The organism is Cupriavidus alkaliphilus, assembly GCF_900094595.1.
GTDB classification, from domain to species: Bacteria; Pseudomonadota; Gammaproteobacteria; order Burkholderiales; family Burkholderiaceae; genus Cupriavidus; species Cupriavidus alkaliphilus.
Genome location: NZ_FMAD01000017.1, coordinates 104,452 through 121,176 on the forward strand (window position 1 = coordinate 104,452; position 16,725 = coordinate 121,176).

Below are 16,725 nucleotides of genomic sequence, written 5' to 3' on the forward strand. Positions count from 1 at the left end.
CCGGATCAGACCGCGCGCAGCGCCGCCAGGATCGACTGCCCGTAGCGCTCCAGCTTGGACGCGCCAATACCTGGAATGCCCTGCATGGCGGACAGCGAGTCTGGCGCGGTCCGGGCCAGTTCCGCCAGGGTGGCGTCGTGGAAGATGACATAGGCCGGCACGCCGTGCTCGCGCGCGGCCTCGGTGCGCCAGCGCCGCAGCGCCTCCCAGTTGGCCAGGGTGTCGGCGTCCATGTCGGCGGTATGGTCGGGGCGCGTGCCGCGCGCGGCGCGCTCGCCGGACTTGCCGGGGCGGGTGGCCTGGCGGCGCAGGATGATCTGGCGCTCGCCCTTGAGCACCGCGCGCGCTTCCTCGCCCAGCAGCAGCGCGCCATGGCCGCCGTGGTCGATGGTCAGCAAGCCCTGCGCGATCAGCTGGCGGAACACCGTGTGCCACTCATGCACCGAGCGGTCCTTGCCGATGCCGAAGGTGGACACATTGTCGTGTCCCCACTGGCGGATCTTCTCCGACGCATTGCCGCGCAGCACGTCGATCAGGTGGGTGGCGCCGAAGTGCACCCGGCTGGCCTGCGCGGTACGGTAGACGCAGGACAGCGCCATCTGCGCCTCGCGCGTGCCATCCCACGTCGCGGGCGGCTCGAGGCAGGTATCGCAGTTGCCGCAGGGTTCGCTGGCTTCGTTGAAATACGCCAGGATGCGCACGCGCCGGCAGCCAGCGGTTTCGCACAGGCCCAGCAGCGCATCGAGCTTGGACGACGACACGCGCTTGAAGGCCTCGTCGGCCTCGGATTCGTCGATCATGCGCTTCTGCTGCACCACGTCGCCCAGGCCGTAGGCCATCCAGGCATTGGCGGGCAGCCCGTCGCGGCCGGCGCGGCCGGTTTCCTGGTAATAGCCCTCCATGCTCTTGGGCAGGTCCAGGTGGGCGACAAAGCGCACGTCGGGCTTGTCGATGCCCATGCCGAAGGCGATCGTCGCCACCATCACCAGCCCTTCCTCCTCGCGGAAGCGCGCCTGGTGGTGCTGCCGCACCTGGGCATCCATGCCGGCATGGTAGGCGAGCGCGTTGATGCCGTGGCCGCTCAGCCACTGCGCGGTGTCCTCGACCTTCTTGCGCGACAGGCAGTAGACGATGCCGCTGTCGTGGCTGCCGTCGGCCGCGGTATGTTCGGCCTTGATAAAGGCGAGCAACTGCTGGCGCGCATTGTCCTTCTCGACGATGCGGTAGCGGATGTTGGGCCGGTCGAAGCTTGAGATGAAGATGCGCGCGTCGTGCAGGGCCAGCCGCTCGACGATCTCGTCGCGCGTCAGCGCGTCGGCGGTCGCGGTCAGCGCGATGCGCGGCACGTACGGGAAGCGTTCGTGCAGCACCGACAGCTGGATGTACTCGGGCCGGAAGTCATGGCCCCATTGCGAGACGCAATGGGCTTCGTCGATCGCGAACAGGCCGACGCGGGTGCGCTCCAGCAGGTCAAGGAAGCGCGGCGTCATCAGCCGTTCCGGCGCCACGTAGAGGAGCTCGATGCGCCCGGCCAGCAGGTCGCGCTCGACCGCGGAGGCCTCGGCTCCGGTCAGCGTCGAGTTGAGCACCGCGGCGCGCACGCCGGCCTCGGTCAGCGCCGCGACCTGGTCCTGCATCAGCGCGATCAGCGGCGACACCACGATGCCGACGCCATCGCCGGCGCGCTGGCGCAGCAGCGCCGGGATCTGGTAGCACAGCGACTTGCCGCCGCCGGTCGGCATCAGCACCAGGCAATCGCCGCCCGTGGCGACGTGGTCGATGATCTCGGCCTGGCGCCCGCGGAAGGCGTGGTAGCCGAAGACATCCTTGAGGATCGCCAGTGCTTGCGACATGGACAACGGAAATGCTGGAGCCGGAAAAGCCGTAACCTTACCACTAAGGGGACCGGCCGCCGCGCCTGCGCGGCAAACTCTCCGATGTTTCTCACGAAAGGCCGCGCCGCGCGCGGACAAAAAAAAGCCCGGCTGGATCAGCCGGGCTTTGGTCCGCCTTGCGGCGGTAATCACTGCAACGGGATTAGGCGTTGTCGCCTTCGCCCTCGGTCGCCTGCACCACCGGCGGCTCGATGAAGAGCGACTGCTCTTCTTCGGCGATCGCCTGGGCGCGTTCGCGCTCGGAGGCCTCGCGCGCCTTGCGGGCGCGGTGGTAGGCCAGGCCGGTACCGGCCGGGATCAGACGGCCGACGATCACGTTTTCCTTCAGGCCACGCAGGTCGTCGGTCTTGCCCATGATCGCGGCTTCGGTCAGCACGCGCGTGGTTTCCTGGAACGATGCCGCCGAGATGAAGCTGTCGGTCGACAGCGACGCCTTGGTAATACCCAGCAGCAGGTTCTCGTAGGTCGCCGGACGCTTGCCTTCGGCAATCACGCGGTCGTTCTCGTCGAGCAGTTCCGAACGCTCCACCTGTTCACCCGGGATGAACTTGGTGTCGCCCACATCGACGATCTGAACACGGCGCAGCATCTGGCGAACGATCACCTCGATGTGCTTGTCGTTGATCTTCACGCCCTGCAGACGGTACACGTCCTGGACTTCGTCGACGATGTAGTGCGCCAGCTCTTCGATGCCCTTCAGGCGCAGGATGTCGTGCGGGTCCGCCGGACCTTCCACGATCATTTCGCCCTTGTTCACCACCTGGCCGTCGTGCACCAGCACCTGCTTTTCCTTCGCGATCAGGAACTCGTGGGCATTGCCGTCCAGGTCGGTGATGACCAGGCGCTGCTTGCCCTTGGTGTCCTTGCCGAACGAGGTCGTGCCGGTGACTTCCGCCAGCACGGCGGCGTCCTTCGGCGAACGCGCTTCGAACAGCTCGGCCACACGCGGCAGACCACCGGTAATGTCGCGGGTCTTCTGCGATTCGGTCGGGATACGCGCGAGCACTTCACCCACGTGCACCTGCTGGCCGTCCTTCACGGTAATCAGCGCGCCGACCTGGAAGCCGATGGTCACGGAGTGGTCCGTGCCCGGGATCTTCACCTCCTGGCCGTTGGCGTCGAGCAGCTTCACCTGCGGGCGGATGCCCTTGGTTGCGGCCGTGCGGCGCTTGGCGTCGATCACCACCAGGGTCGACAGGCCCGTCACTTCGTCCATCTGCTTGGCGACGGTCACGCCCTCTTCGACGTTCTCGAACTTGATCGTGCCCGAGTACTCCGAAACGATCGGACGCGTCAGCGCGTCCCAGGTGGCCAGTTGCGTGCCGGCCTTGATCGACTGGCCGTCCTGCACCAGCAGCGTGGCGCCGTACGGGATCTTGTGGCGCTCGCGCTCGCGGCCATGGTCGTCGGTGATCAGTGCCTCGCCCGAACGCGAGATCACGATCAGCTCGCCCTTGGCGTTGGTCACATAGCGCATGGTCGCGGTGAAGCGCACCGTACCGGTCGCCTTCGCTTCCACGCTGGAGGCCACTGCCGCACGCGATGCCGCACCACCGATGTGGAACGTACGCATGGTCAGCTGCGTGCCCGGCTCACCGATCGACTGCGCGGCAATCACGCCCACCGCTTCGCCCGAGTTCACCAGCACGCCGCGGCCCAGGTCGCGGCCGTAGCACTTGGCGCACAGGCCGTAGCGCGTGTCGCACGACAGCGGGGTGCGGACCTTGACTTCGTCCACGCCGATGTTGTCGATCAGCTCGACCAGGTCTTCGTCCAGCAGCGTGCCGGACTCGATCGCGGTTTCCTGGGTTTCCGGGTTGACCACGTCGGCCACGGTCACGCGTCCGAGGATACGGTCGCGCAGGGCTTCGATCACTTCACCGCCTTCGACCAGGGCCTTCATGGCCACGCCGTTGGAGGTGCCGCAATCGTCTTCGACCACCACCAGATCCTGCGTCACGTCGACCAGACGACGGGTCAGGTAACCCGAGTTCGCGGTCTTCAGTGCCGTATCGGCCAGGCCCTTACGGGCGCCGTGGGTCGAGATGAAGTACTGCAGAACGTTCAGGCCTTCACGGAAGTTCGCCGTAATCGGCGTTTCAATGATCGAGCCATCCGGCTTGGCCATCAGGCCACGCATGCCGGCCAGCTGGCGGATCTGCGCGGCGGAACCCCGTGCGCCCGAGTCGGCCATCATGTAGATGGAGTTGAACGACTCTTGCTTCACGGTCTTGCCTTCGCGGTCGACCACGTCCTCGTGCTGCAGCTGCTCCATCATCGCCTTGCCCACCTGGTCGCCGGCGGCGCCCCAGATGTCCACGACGTTGTTGTAGCGCTCCTGGTCGGTCACCAGACCCGACATGTACTGCTTGTCGTATTCCTTCACCTTGGCCGAGGCCTCGGCGATGATCTTTTCCTTGGCCGGCGGCACCAGCATGTCGTCGATCGCGATCGAGATACCGGCGCGAGTCGCCAGGCGGAAGCCCGACTGCAGCAGCTTGTCGGCGAAGATCACGGTCTCGCGCAGGCCGCAGCGGCGGAACGCCGTGTTGATCAGGCGCGAGATTTCCTTCTTCTTCAGCGGCTTGTTCAGCACCGAGAACGGCAGGCCCTTCGGCAGGATCTCGGACAGGATCGCGCGGCCGACCGTGGTGGCCTGCAGCGTGATCTTGGGCGCGAAACGGGCGTCGCCCTCGGCGTCCTTGTCGACCAGCTCATACTCGGTGATACGCACGTTCACGCGCGAAGCCAGTTCGACTTCCTTGTTCTCGTACGCGCGGATCACTTCGCTGATGTCGGCGAAGGTCATGCCCTCGCCGCGGCCGTTGATCTTGTCGCGGGTGGTGTAGTACAGGCCCAGCACCACGTCCTGCGACGGCACGATCGACGGGTCGCCGTTGGCCGGGAACAGCACGTTGTTGGAGGCCAGCATCAGGGTGCGGGCTTCCATCTGCGCTTCCAGCGACAGCGGCACGTGAACAGCCATCTGGTCACCGTCGAAGTCGGCGTTGAATGCCGCGCAGACCAGCGGGTGCAGCTGGATGGCCTTGCCTTCGATCAGCACCGGCTCGAACGCCTGGATGCCCAGGCGGTGCAGCGTCGGCGCACGGTTCAGCATCACCGGGTGCTCGCGGATCACCTCTTCGAGGATGTCCCACACCACCGGGGTCTGGCTTTCGACTTCCTTCTTCGCCGCCTTGATGGTGGTGGCGATGCCCATCGTTTCCAGCTTGTGGAAGATGAACGGCTTGAACAGCTCGAGCGCCATCAGCTTGGGCAGGCCGCACTGGTGCAGCTTGAGCGTCGGGCCCACCACGATGACCGAACGGCCCGAGTAGTCGACGCGCTTGCCCAGCAGGTTCTGACGGAAACGACCGCCCTTGCCCTTGATCATTTCGGCCAGGGACTTCAGCGGACGCTTGTTGGCGCCGGTCATCGCCTTGCCGCGACGGCCGTTGTCCAGCAGCGAGTCAACCGCTTCCTGCAGCATGCGCTTTTCGTTGCGCACGATGATCTCAGGCGCCTTCAGCTCCAGCAGGCGCTTCAGGCGGTTGTTACGGTTGATGACGCGGCGGTACAGATCGTTCAGGTCCGAGGTCGCGAAGCGGCCGCCGTCCAGCGGCACCAGCGGGCGCAGCTCGGGCGGCAGCACCGGCAGCACCTCGAGGATCATCCACTCGGGCTTGATGCCCGAACGCTGGAAGGCCTCGAGCACCTTCAGGCGCTTGGCAAACTTCTTGATCTTGGCTTCGGAGCCGGTGGCCTGCAGCTCGGCGCGGATCTGTTCGATCTGCTTCTCGATGTCGATGCCGCGCAGCAGTTCACGGATGCCCTCGGCACCCATCATGGCGACGAACTCGCCCTCGCCGTACTCGTCGCACTTCGCCAGGTAGTCGTCTTCGGACATGATCTGGCTCTTCTTGAGCGGGGTCATGCCGGGTTCGATCACCACGAATGCTTCAAAGTACAGCACGCGCTCGATGTCGCGCAGCGTCATGTCCAGGACCATGCCCAGGCGCGACGGCAGCGACTTCAGGAACCAGATGTGCGCGGTCGGCGCGGCCAGTTCGATGTGGCCCATGCGCTCGCGGCGCACCTTGGCCAGCGTCACTTCAACGCCGCACTTCTCGCAGATCACGCCACGGTGCTTCAGGCGCTTGTACTTCCCGCACAGGCACTCGTAGTCCTTGATCGGGCCAAAGATCTTGGCGCAGAACAGGCCGTCGCGTTCCGGCTTGAACGTACGGTAGTTGATCGTTTCCGGCTTCTTCACTTCGCCGTACGACCACGAACGGATCTTTTCGGGCGAGGCCAGGCCGATCTTGATCGCGTCGAACTGCTCTTCCTGCTGTACCTGCTTAAAGAGATCGAGCAATGCTTTCATTGCAACTCCTTGTTTCGCCACCGTCCCGGAGTCTGTCCGGATCGGCGGCATTCATTCTGTGGGAAATCCTGCACTGGTGGGTGCCGGCCGCAGCCGGCACCCGCATCGGCTCGATCAGTAGCGATCGAGGTCGATGTCGATACCCAGCGAGCGGATTTCCTTCACCAGCACGTTGAACGATTCCGGCATGCCGGCGTCGATCGAGTGCTCGCCCTTGACGATGTTCTCGTACACCTTGGTACGGCCGTTCACGTCATCGGACTTGACCGTCAGCATTTCCTGCAGCACGTACGACGCGCCGTAGGCTTCCAGTGCCCACACTTCCATCTCACCGAAACGCTGGCCACCGAACTGGGCCTTGCCGCCCAGCGGTTGCTGCGTCACCAGCGAGTACGGGCCGGTGGAACGCGCGTGCATCTTGTCGTCGACCAGGTGATGCAGCTTCAGCATGTGCATCACACCCAGCGTGACCGGACGCTCGAACGCTTCGCCGGTGCGGCCGTCGTGCAGGGTGACCTGCTGCTTGGAAGCCGTCAGGCCCTTTTCGCGGGCAACGTCGTCCGGGTAGGCCAGATCCAGCATGCGGCGGATTTCGTCCTCGTGGGCACCGTCGAACACCGGGGTCGCAAACGGCACGCCCTTCTTCAGGTTGTTGGCCAGTTCCAGCACTTCGGCATCCGACAGGCTGTCCAGGTCTTCCGGCTTGCCGCTCTCGTTGTAGATCTGCGAGAGCAGCGTGCGCAGTTCCTGCGCCTTGGCCTGCGCCTTGAGCATGTCGCCGATGCGCTGGCCCAGGCCGCGCGCGGCCCAGCCCAGGTGGGTTTCCAGGATCTGGCCCACGTTCATCCGCGACGGCACGCCCAGCGGGTTCAGCACGATGTCGGCCGGGGTACCGTCCGCCATGTACGGCATGTCTTCGATCGGCACGATCTTCGACACCACACCCTTGTTACCGTGACGGCCTGCCATCTTGTCGCCAGGCTGCAGGCGGCGCTTGACGGCCAGGTAGACCTTGACCATCTTGATCACGCCCGGCGGCAGCTCGTCGCCCTGCGTCAGCTTCTTGCGCTTCTCTTCGAAGGCCAGGTCGAACTCGTGGCGCTTCTGCTCGATGGCTTCCTTGACGGCTTCCAGCTGGGCAGCCAGTTCCTCGTCGGCCGGACGGATGTCGAACCAGTGGTACTTGTCGATGTCCGCCAGGTATTCCTTGGTGATCTTGGCACCCTTGGCCAGCTTCTTCGGACCGCCGTTGACGGTCTTGTCGACCAGCAGGCGCTCGAGACGCTGGAACGCGTCGCCTTCCACGATACGCAGCTGGTCGTTCAGGTCCAGGCGGTAGCGCTTCAGTTCATCGTCGATGATCGACTGGGCGCGCTTGTCGCGCGTCACGCCTTCGCGGGTGAAGACCTGGACGTCGATCACGATGCCGCTCATGCCCGACGGCACGCGCAGCGAGGTGTCCTTCACGTCCGATGCCTTCTCGCCGAAGATCGCGCGCAGCAGCTTCTCTTCCGGCGTCAGCTGGGTCTCGCCCTTGGGCGTGACCTTGCCCACCAGCACGTCGCCGGCTTCGACCTCGGCACCGATGTAGGTGATGCCCGACTCGTCCAGGCGAGCCAGCTGGGCTTCGGCCAGGTTCGAGATATCGCGCGTGATTTCCTCCGGTCCCAGCTTGGTGTCGCGGGCGACGACCGACAGTTCCTCGATGTGGATCGAGGTATAGCGGTCTTCGGCCACCACACGCTCCGAGATCAGGATCGAATCCTCGAAGTTGTAGCCGTTCCACGGCATGAACGCCACCAGCATGTTCTGGCCCAGGGCCAGCTCGCCCAGGTCGGTCGAGGCGCCGTCGGCGATGACGTCGCCGCGGGCCACGTGGTCGCCCACCTTGACCATCGGACGCTGGTTGATGTTGGTGTTCTGGTTCGAGCGCGTGTACTTGATCAGGTTGTAGATGTCCACGCCGACTTCACCGGCCACGGCTTCGTCGTCGTTCACGCGGATCACGATACGCATTGCATCGACATAGTCGACCAGGCCGCCACGCATGGCCTGCACGGCGGTACCCGAGTCGACCGCGACGGTGCGCTCGATGCCGGTACCGACCAGCGGCTTGTCCGGACGCAGGCAGGGCACGGCCTGACGCTGCATGTTCGCGCCCATCAGTGCACGGTTCGCGTCATCGTGTTCCAGGAACGGCACCAGCGAGGCAGCGGCCGACACGATCTGCGACGGCGCCACGTCGATGTACTGCACGCGGTCCGGCGTCACCATACGGGTTTCACGCTCGGAGCCTTCACGCGCCGACACCAGTTCGTCAGTCAGGTTGCCATCGGCGTCGACGGTCGCGTTGGCCTGCGCCACCACGTACTTGCCTTCCTCGATCGCCGACAGGTAGTCGACCTGGTCGGTCAGCTTGCTGTTCTCGACCTTGCGGTACGGGGTTTCCAGGAAGCCGTACTCGTTCAGGCGCGCATACAGTGCCAGCGAGTTGATCAGACCAATGTTCGGACCTTCCGGCGTTTCGATCGGGCACACGCGGCCATAGTGGGTCGGGTGCACGTCGCGGACTTCAAAGCCGGCGCGCTCGCGCGTCAGGCCGCCCGGGCCCAGTGCGGAGACGCGGCGCTTGTGCGTGATCTCGGACAGCGGGTTGGTCTGGTCCATGAACTGCGACAGCTGCGACGAACCGAAGAACTCGCGGATCGCCGACGAGATCGGCTTCGAGTTGATCAGGTCGTGCGGCATCAGGTTCTCGGTCTCGGCCTGGCCCAGACGTTCCTTGACAGCACGCTCCACGCGCGACAGGCCGGCGCGGAACTGGTTCTCGGCCAGCTCGCCGACGCAACGCACGCGACGGTTGCCCAGGTGGTCGATGTCATCGACCTCGCCCTTGCCGTTGCGCAGGTTGACCAGGATCTTGATGGTCTCGAGGATGTCCTCGTCCTGCAGCACCATGGCGCCTTCACCGCTGGGGCGGCCCAGGCGGCTGTTGACCTTCATGCGGCCCACGCGCGACAGGTCGTACGACTCTTCGCTGTAGAACAGGCGCTGGAACAGCGCTTCCACGGCTTCTTCGGTCGGCGGCTCGCCCGGGCGCATCATGCGGTAGATCGCGATACGCGCGGCGGTCTGGTCGGCGGTCTCGTCCACGCGCAGGGTCTGCGACATGTACGGGCCCTGGTCCAGGTCGTTGGTGTACAGGGTCTGGATCTGCTTGACGCCGGCTTCGCGCAGGTTTTCCAGCAGCGCTTCGGTCAGCTCGTCGTTGGCGTTGGCGATCACCTCGCCGGTATCCGGGTCGATGATGTTCTTGGCCAGCACGCGGCCCAGCAGGTAGTCTTCCGGCACGCTGATCAGCTTGGTGCCGGCCGAGTCCAGGTCACGGATGTGCTTGGCGTTGATCCGCTTGTCCTTCTCGACCACCACGCGGCCGTTCTTGTCGGCGATGTCGAAGCGCGCGACTTCACCGCGCAGGCGCTCGGGCACGAACTCCAGCTGCGCGCCTTCCGACTGCAGCGTGAAGTTGTCGAACACGAAGAAGTGCGCCAGGATCTGTTCCGGGGTCAGGCCGATCGACTTCAGCAGGATCGTCACCGGCATCTTGCGGCGGCGGTCGACGCGGAAGTACAGGATATCCTTCGGATCGAATTCGAAGTCCAGCCACGAGCCGCGGTAAGGGATGATGCGTGCCGAGAACAGCAGCTTGCCCGAGCTGTGGGTCTTGCCCTTGTCGTGCTCGAAGAACACGCCCGGCGAGCGGTGCAGCTGCGAGACGATGACACGCTCGGTGCCGTTGATGACGAACGACCCCGTGGAAGTCATGAGCGGGATCTCGCCCATGTAGACTTCCTGCTCCTTCACTTCCTTGACCTTGCCCGGGTTCTCGCGATCGTTGATGATCAGGCGAACCTTGGCGCGCAGCGCCGAATGGAACGTCAGGCCACGCTGCTGGCATTCCTTGACGTCGAACGGCGGGTTGGACAGGTGATACGAGACGAACTCCATACGGGCGAGCCCGTTATGCGAGGAGATCGGGAAAATTGCGTTGAAAGCGGCCTGGAGGCCTTCGGTCTTGCGACGTGCGGGTGGCGTATCCGCTTGCAAGAACTGGGTGTAGGATTCAATCTGGGTGGCAAGCAGGAATGGAACCTGATGTACCGTCGCGCGCTTCGCAAAGCTTTTGCGAATGCGCTTCTTTTCGGTGAAGCTGTACGCCATGGGATCTCCGAATCATCGCAGGGCTGGCTGGACCTGGCCGGACCTGAGGTGTTCAGCGACTGGGAGGGGATTTGGCGGTTGGCCGCTACCAACCTCTGGCTGACGGTGTCCGCACGCTGCGGGCGGTGTGGTCGTCGCTTCAGCGCAACGCCTGTACTCGCCCGGGGGACACCCGACCAAACTTGTCTTCTGCAGTCGGTTCAGAAGACAAACATCAGCAGCAACCACTTAGTGTGCCACTGATGTTTGGCCTCTGCTGAATCGCCGGCAAATCGATCTTCGCCGCGAATCGCAAACATCACTTTTACTGCGTTATCGCTGTGCGGAGTGGAGACTAAAACACAATCGCACAAGCGCAAAAAGGCTGGCGCCGGGAATTTCCCTTTGCCAGCCCCATTCGCGTGCCGCAAGGGCACGCGAGTACAGCATTACTTGACGTCGACCTTGGCGCCGGCGTCTTCCAGCTTCTTCTTGGCTTCGGCAGCAGCGGCCTTGTCCACGCCTTCCTTGACGGGCTTCGGTGCGCCATCGACCAGGTCCTTGGCTTCCTTCAGGCCCAGGCCGGTGATTTCGCGAACAGCCTTAATCACGCCGACCTTGTTGGCGCCGACTTCGGCCAGGATCACGTTGAATTCGGTCTGCTCTTCGGCAGCAGCAGCACCGGCAGCGCCCGGAGCAGCTGCCACGGCCATGGCAGCGGCCGACACGCCAAACTTCTCTTCGAACGCCTTGACCAGGTCGTTCAGTTCCATCACGGACATCGCGCCAACGGCTTCCAGGATGTCGTCTTTGGTGATTGCCATTTGAAATACTCCTACTAGATTTGATTCGGTATCGGTAATGCGATCTTTCGATGCGCGGCCTGGATTGCCTTAGGCGCCGGCGGCTTCCGCTTCCGCGGGAGCGCCTTCTGCCTTCTTGGCGGCCAGAGCAGCCAGCAGACGGGCGAAGCCCGACACCGGTGCCTGCATCACGCCCAGCAGCTGAGCAATCAGTTCGTCGCGGCTCGGGATCGAGGCCAGCGCCTTCACGGCGGCAGCGTCGAGAACCTTGCCGTCATACGACCCGGCGCGCAGGACCAGCTTGTCGTTGGTCTTGGCGAAGTCGTTCAGAACCTTGGCCGAGGCCACTGCATCTTCGGAAATACCGTAGATCAGCGGACCGGTCATCTGCTCTGCGAGGCCTGCAAACGGCGTACCTTCGACGGCACGGCGGGCCAGCGTGTTCTTCAGAACACGCAGGTACACGCCTTGCTGGCGAGCGGCAGCACGCAGCTTGGTCAGATCGCCAACCGCAATGCCGCGATATTCGGCGACGACGATGGTCTGGGCCTTGGCGACTTGCGCCGAGACCTCAGCAACGACGGCCTTCTTATCTTCAATATTGAGTGGCACGGTTAAGCTCCAAAATGACGCTGGGTCTCCGGCAATACCGGAGCCTTCACGTCAGCACAAACGAACGGCGTCCGATTGGCCCGAATCATCCGGGTCGAGGCCCGGCTTCATCAATCCCTTCGGGTGCGCCATCTGCGCTGGCTGGCCGGAAGACGTCGCTCAGGCTTGGAAGCCTTCGCGCACGTTCCGACCGATTAAGCCCTTTCCGCAACACTGCCGCGGACAAGGACACCAGCGGTCTTTGATAACCAGCGGTGCCTGCCGATACTTGCGCATCAGGCGGGCACCACTGCCCAAAGCCATGCTCCATTCCTTGCGGTCCGGAGACGACCCTCGCCATTGGCCAGGGTCTTCAATTCTTCTTGCCGACCGGTGTTATCGGGTGCCGGGCAGCAATTTGCCGTCAGCTCAGGCAGCCAGCGTAGCCTGGTCGACACGCACGCCAACGCCCATGGTCGACGAGACCGCGACCTTGCGCAGGTACACGCCCTTGCTGGTGGCCGGCTTGGCCTTGACCAGCGCGTCCAGCAGCGCGGCCAGGTTGCTCTTCAGCGCGGCGTCTTCGAACGAACGGCGGCCGATGGTGGCGTGGATGATACCGGCCTTGTCGACACGGAACTGGACCTGACCGGCCTTGGCGTTCTTCACGGCCTGGGCCACGTCGGGGGTCACGGTACCGACCTTCGGGTTCGGCATCAGGCCGCGCGGGCCCAGGATCTGGCCCAGCGTACCGACGATACGCATCGTGTCCGGCGAGGCGATCACGACGTCGAAGTTCAGGTTGCCGGCCTTGACTTGCTCAGCCAGGTCTTCCATGCCGACGATGTCGGCACCGGCGGCCTTGGCGGCCTCGGCCTTGTCGCCCTGGGCGAACACGGCCACGCGCACCGACTTGCCGGTACCGGCAGGCAGCACCACAGAACCACGCACCACCTGGTCCGACTTCTTGGCGTCGATGCCCAGTTGCACGGCCACGTCGATCGACTCGTCGAACTTCGCCGAGGCGCAGCCCTTCACCAGGCCCAGGGCCTCGTCGATCGGGTAGAACTTGGTACGCTCGATCTTCGCCTTGTTGGCGGCGACGCGCTTGGAAACCTTAGCCATTTACAGACCCTCCACGGTGATGCCCATCGAACGAGCCGAACCGGCGATGGTACGCACGGCGGCGTCCAGGTCGGCGGCGGTCAGGTCAGCGTTCTTGGCCTTGGCGATTTCTTCAGCCTGGGCGCGGGTGATCTTGCCAACCTTGTCGGTGTGCGGCTTCGGCGAACCCTTGGTGATGCCGGCTGCCTTCTTGATCAGCACGGTCGCCGGCGGCGACTTCATCACGAAGGTGAAGCTCTTGTCGGCGAAGGCGGTAATCACCACCGGCACCGGCAGACCGGGTTCCATACCCTGGGTCTGGGCGTTGAACGCCTTGCAGAACTCCATGATGTTCAGACCACGCTGACCCAGTGCGGGACCAACGGGCGGGGAGGGATTTGCCTTACCAGCCGGAATCTGCAGCTTGATAAAGCCAATGATCTTCTTGGCCATTTCTACTCCAATCCGGACCGCTCCACACGGGGAAGACGATCCTGTTGAGTCGTAACGCGCTGTCGCCGCACCGATGGCACGGCCTCACGCTCCTCTTTGGCAGCGCCCTGGGGCACTGCCGTTGCCGGTTGCCTGCCTTTCGGCCGACGACCGGCAAATTCCTTAAACCTTCTCGACCTGGCCGAACTCGAGCTCGACCGGCGTGGCACGTCCGAAGATGGTGACCGAGACGCGCAGGCGCGACTTCTCGTAGTTGACCTCTTCCACGTTGCCGTTGAAGTCGGTGAACGGGCCGTCCTTGACGCGCACCATTTCGCCCACTTCGAACAGCGTCTTGGGACGCGGCTTCTCGACCCCTTCCTGCATCTGGGTCATGATCTTGTCGACTTCGCGCTGCGAAATCGGACTCGGGCGATTGCGGGCGCCGCCCACGAAACCGGTAACCTTGCTGGTGTTCTTCACCAGGTGCCAGGTCTCGTCGGTCATTTCCATTTCCACCAGCACGTAGCCGGGGAAGAAACGACGCTCGGTGACCGACTTGTGGCCACCCTTGATTTCCACGACTTCTTCGGACGGCACCAGGATGCGGCCAAACTTGTCCTGCATCTCGGCGCGCTCGATGCGCTCCTGCAGCGCGCGTTGCACGCTTTTCTCCATGCCGGAGTAGGCATGCACCACATACCAGCGCTTCTTCGACGAAGGCGATTCTTGCGCGGTGGTTTCCTGCTGGGCGTTATCCGTCATGTGCTACCTCTTATTTCCAGCCCAGCACGAGCGAGAACACGACCCACTCGATGAGCTTGTCCGCCGACCACAGGAACAAGGCCATGACGACGACGAAGACAAAGACCAGTCCCGTCATCTGCCCGGCTTCCTTGCGCGTCGGCCAGACGACCTTGCGAACTTCCCGATACGATTCCTTGGCGAACCCGATAAAGTCCTTGCCCGGTGCCGACACCAGCGCAACCACGATACCCAGTGCAATACCACCGAACAGTGCGGCGCCACGTACATAAGACGGTTGCTGTGCCAGTGCATAGAAACCGATGACGCCCGCCACCACCAGCAGCACCGCGACGCCAAGCATCCACTTGCCGCTGCTGGCATTCACGGTTTCAACATTGGGATTGGCCATGTTTCGCAAACGAGACTAAGCCGCGTCACGATTGTTCCTCGCGACGCGGCTGATTGATTTGGCAGGGGCAGAGGGAATCGAACCCCCAACCTTCGGTTTTGGAGACCGACGCTCTGCCAGTTGAGCTATACCCCTAAAACAACTTCGGGGTCGACGCTTGCGCCAACCCCTCTGGCAACGAATGCGGCCGGTTGGTGCCGCATTCGCTATCGAACAGCTTAGTCGAGGATCTTTGCCACGACGCCGGCGCCGACGGTACGGCCACCTTCGCGGATAGCGAAGCGCAGGCCTTCTTCCATGGCGATCGGGGCGATCAGCTTGACGGTGATCGACACGTTGTCACCCGGCATGACCATTTCCTTGTCCGCCGGCAGCTCGATCGAGCCAGTCACGTCGGTGGTACGGAAGTAGAACTGCGGGCGGTAGTTGTTGAAGAACGGGGTGTGACGGCCGCCTTCGTCCTTCGACAGGATGTACACCTCGCCGGTGAAGTGGGTGTGCGGCTTGATCGAACCCGGCTTGCACAGCACCTGGCCGCGCTCGACGTCTTCACGCTTGGTGCCGCGCAGCAGCAGACCGACGTTGTCGCCAGCCTGGCCCTGGTCCAGCAGCTTGCGGAACATTTCCACGCCGGTGCAGGTGGTCTTCACGGTCGGCTTGATACCGACGATTTCGATTTCCTCGCCGACCTTGATCACGCCGCGCTCGATACGGCCGGTCACCACGGTGCCGCGACCCGAGATCGAGAACACGTCTTCCACCGGCATCAGGAAGGTACCGTCAACGGCACGCTCCGGCGTCGGGATGTAGGTGTCCAGCGCGTCGGCCAGGCGCATGATGGCTTCTTCGCCCAGGTCGCCCTTGTCGCCTTCCAGTGCCAGCTTGGCCGAACCCTTGATGATCGGGGTGTCGTCGCCGGGGAACTCGTACTTCGACAGCAGCTCGCGCACTTCCATCTCGACCAGCTCGAGCAGTTCGGCGTCGTCCACCATGTCGCACTTGTTCAGGAACACGATGATGTACGGCACGCCGACCTGGCGGGCCAGCAGGATGTGCTCGCGGGTCTGCGGCATCGGGCCGTCAGCGGCCGAGCACACCAGGATCGCGCCGTCCATCTGGGCGGCACCCGTGATCATGTTCTTCACGTAGTCGGCGTGGCCCGGGCAGTCAACGTGCGCGTAGTGGCGGTTGGCCGTCTCGTATTCGACGTGGGCGGTATTGATGGTAATACCGCGGGCCTTTTCTTCCGGCGCTGCGTCGATTTCGTCGTACTTCTTGGCCGCACCACCGAACTTCGCTGCCAGCACCGTGGCGATCGCTGCGGTCAGCGTGGTCTTGCCATGGTCAACGTGACCAATCGTACCAACGTTCACGTGCGGCTTGGTCCGCTCGAACTTTTCCTTTGCCATTTCGCGACTCCTGTCTCGGTAGCGATATTGCCAGTGCGTGGTATTTGGTGCCCATGGGCAGGATCGAACTGCCGACCTCTCCCTTACCAAGGGAGTGCTCTACCACTGAGCCACATGGGCGAAACTAGACGTACTACTTTATGACAGCAACCGCGCGACTGGAGCGGGTGAAGGGAATCGAACCCTCGTCGTAAGCTTGGAAGGCTTCTGCTCTACCATTGAGCTACACCCGCCTGGGTCTTTCCTGCTTCTTCACCGGCATTGCCGGCTGCTGCCTTGCATTCTGGTGGAGAGGGCTGGATTCGAACCAGCGTAGGCGTAAGCCAACAGATTTACAGTCTGCCCCCTTTAGCCACTCGGGCACCTCTCCGCAGAGAACTATCGATTATGGGCTTCCTCGCCGCTCCTGTCAAGCACTTTCCGTTGCGGATGCTGTGCTGCCAAGGAATCTGGAGGGCGTTCCGGCGTGGCGTCTGGCGCTGCCTGACCGCTCCCACAAGCGCAGTTTAGATTTCTGCGTTCTCACCCTATAGGGGCTTCGTAGAGCGGCTCCTGGCGGCTCTGGAGCGGCCAGGCGGAGCTGCTCAGCGCCGTTTCGAACGGACGACGGAAAAGCAAAAACCCCTCGCAGCACACGCTGTCGAGGGGTTTTGCAGGATAAGAGCCTGGCGATGACCTACTTTCACACGGGAATCCGCACTATCATCGGCGCGGAGCTGTTTCACGGTCCTGTTCGGGATGGGAAGGGGTG

Annotated in this window: 11 protein-coding genes, 4 tRNA genes and 1 rRNA gene; 1 reads left to right on the forward strand and 15 read right to left on the reverse strand. The window is 63.7% G+C overall.

From position 1 onward, the window contains the following. Positions 1-5: 5 nt before the first annotated feature. The 3 genes from recQ to rpoB form a co-directional block, all read right to left on the reverse strand. Positions 6-1,853, reverse strand: coding sequence for a DNA helicase RecQ (gene recQ, locus GA0116996_RS26460; protein WP_092317639.1), 1,848 nt, complete (start codon positions 1,851-1,853; stop codon positions 6-8). Between the two features lie 184 nt (positions 1,854-2,037). Then, positions 2,038-6,279 carry a DNA-directed RNA polymerase subunit beta' gene (gene rpoC / locus GA0116996_RS26465; protein ID WP_092317642.1) on the reverse strand — a complete coding sequence of 1,414 codons (4,242 nt, stop codon included), beginning with the start codon at positions 6,277-6,279 and terminating at the stop codon, positions 2,038-2,040. A 114-nt stretch (positions 6,280-6,393) separates the two neighbouring features. Continuing rightward, positions 6,394-10,500 (reverse strand): DNA-directed RNA polymerase subunit beta, encoded by a 4,107-nt coding sequence (rpoB, locus tag GA0116996_RS26470; RefSeq protein WP_092317645.1) that lies wholly within the window; start codon positions 10,498-10,500, stop codon positions 6,394-6,396. On the opposite strand from rpoB, the gene GA0116996_RS28335 reads away from it, so the two are divergent. Further along, positions 10,381-10,743, forward strand: a complete 363-nt coding sequence (locus tag GA0116996_RS28335) for a hypothetical protein (RefSeq protein WP_165835220.1) — start codon at positions 10,381-10,383, stop codon at positions 10,741-10,743. The two genes, rpoB and GA0116996_RS28335, sit on opposite strands and share 120 nt — an antisense overlap. Before the next feature lie 185 nt (positions 10,744-10,928). Here GA0116996_RS28335 and rplL read toward each other — a convergent pair whose 3' ends face one another. The 12 genes from rplL to rrf all read right to left on the reverse strand — a co-directional run. Next, entirely contained in the window at positions 10,929-11,303 is a 375-nt protein-coding gene (rplL, locus tag GA0116996_RS26475) for a 50S ribosomal protein L7/L12 (RefSeq protein ID WP_012354151.1), read from the reverse strand. A gap of 69 nt (positions 11,304-11,372) precedes the next feature. Next, positions 11,373-11,894, reverse strand: coding sequence for a 50S ribosomal protein L10 (gene rplJ, locus GA0116996_RS26480; RefSeq protein WP_092317648.1), 522 nt, complete (start codon positions 11,892-11,894; stop codon positions 11,373-11,375). A gap of 408 nt (positions 11,895-12,302) precedes the next feature. Next, positions 12,303-12,998: a 50S ribosomal protein L1 gene (gene rplA / locus GA0116996_RS26485; protein WP_012354153.1), complete on the reverse strand. Its 696-nt coding sequence runs from the start codon at positions 12,996-12,998 to the stop codon at positions 12,303-12,305. Continuing rightward, positions 12,999-13,430 (reverse strand): 50S ribosomal protein L11, encoded by a 432-nt coding sequence (gene rplK, locus GA0116996_RS26490; protein WP_010810467.1) that lies wholly within the window; start codon positions 13,428-13,430, stop codon positions 12,999-13,001. A gap of 162 nt (positions 13,431-13,592) precedes the next feature. Beyond that, positions 13,593-14,174, reverse strand: a complete 582-nt coding sequence (gene nusG, locus GA0116996_RS26495) for a transcription termination/antitermination protein NusG (protein ID WP_092317651.1) — start codon at positions 14,172-14,174, stop codon at positions 13,593-13,595. A 10-nt stretch (positions 14,175-14,184) separates the two neighbouring features. Continuing rightward, positions 14,185-14,565: a preprotein translocase subunit SecE gene (gene secE / locus GA0116996_RS26500; protein ID WP_012354155.1), complete on the reverse strand. Its 381-nt coding sequence runs from the start codon at positions 14,563-14,565 to the stop codon at positions 14,185-14,187. 59 nt (positions 14,566-14,624) lie between these two features. Continuing rightward, a tRNA-Trp gene (locus tag GA0116996_RS26505) sits at positions 14,625-14,700 on the reverse strand. Between the two features lie 83 nt (positions 14,701-14,783). Continuing rightward, positions 14,784-15,974, reverse strand: a complete 1,191-nt coding sequence (gene tuf / locus GA0116996_RS26510; protein WP_092317633.1) for an elongation factor Tu — start codon at positions 15,972-15,974, stop codon at positions 14,784-14,786. 45 nt (positions 15,975-16,019) lie between these two features. After that, positions 16,020-16,094 (reverse strand) — tRNA-Thr (locus GA0116996_RS26515). Between the two features lie 39 nt (positions 16,095-16,133). Further along, a tRNA-Gly gene (locus GA0116996_RS26520) sits at positions 16,134-16,207 on the reverse strand. A 51-nt stretch (positions 16,208-16,258) separates the two neighbouring features. After that, positions 16,259-16,344 (reverse strand) — tRNA-Tyr (locus GA0116996_RS26525). 293 nt (positions 16,345-16,637) lie between these two features. Then, positions 16,638-16,725: ribosomal RNA gene (rrf, locus tag GA0116996_RS28635) — 5S ribosomal RNA — on the reverse strand; the annotation flags it as partial.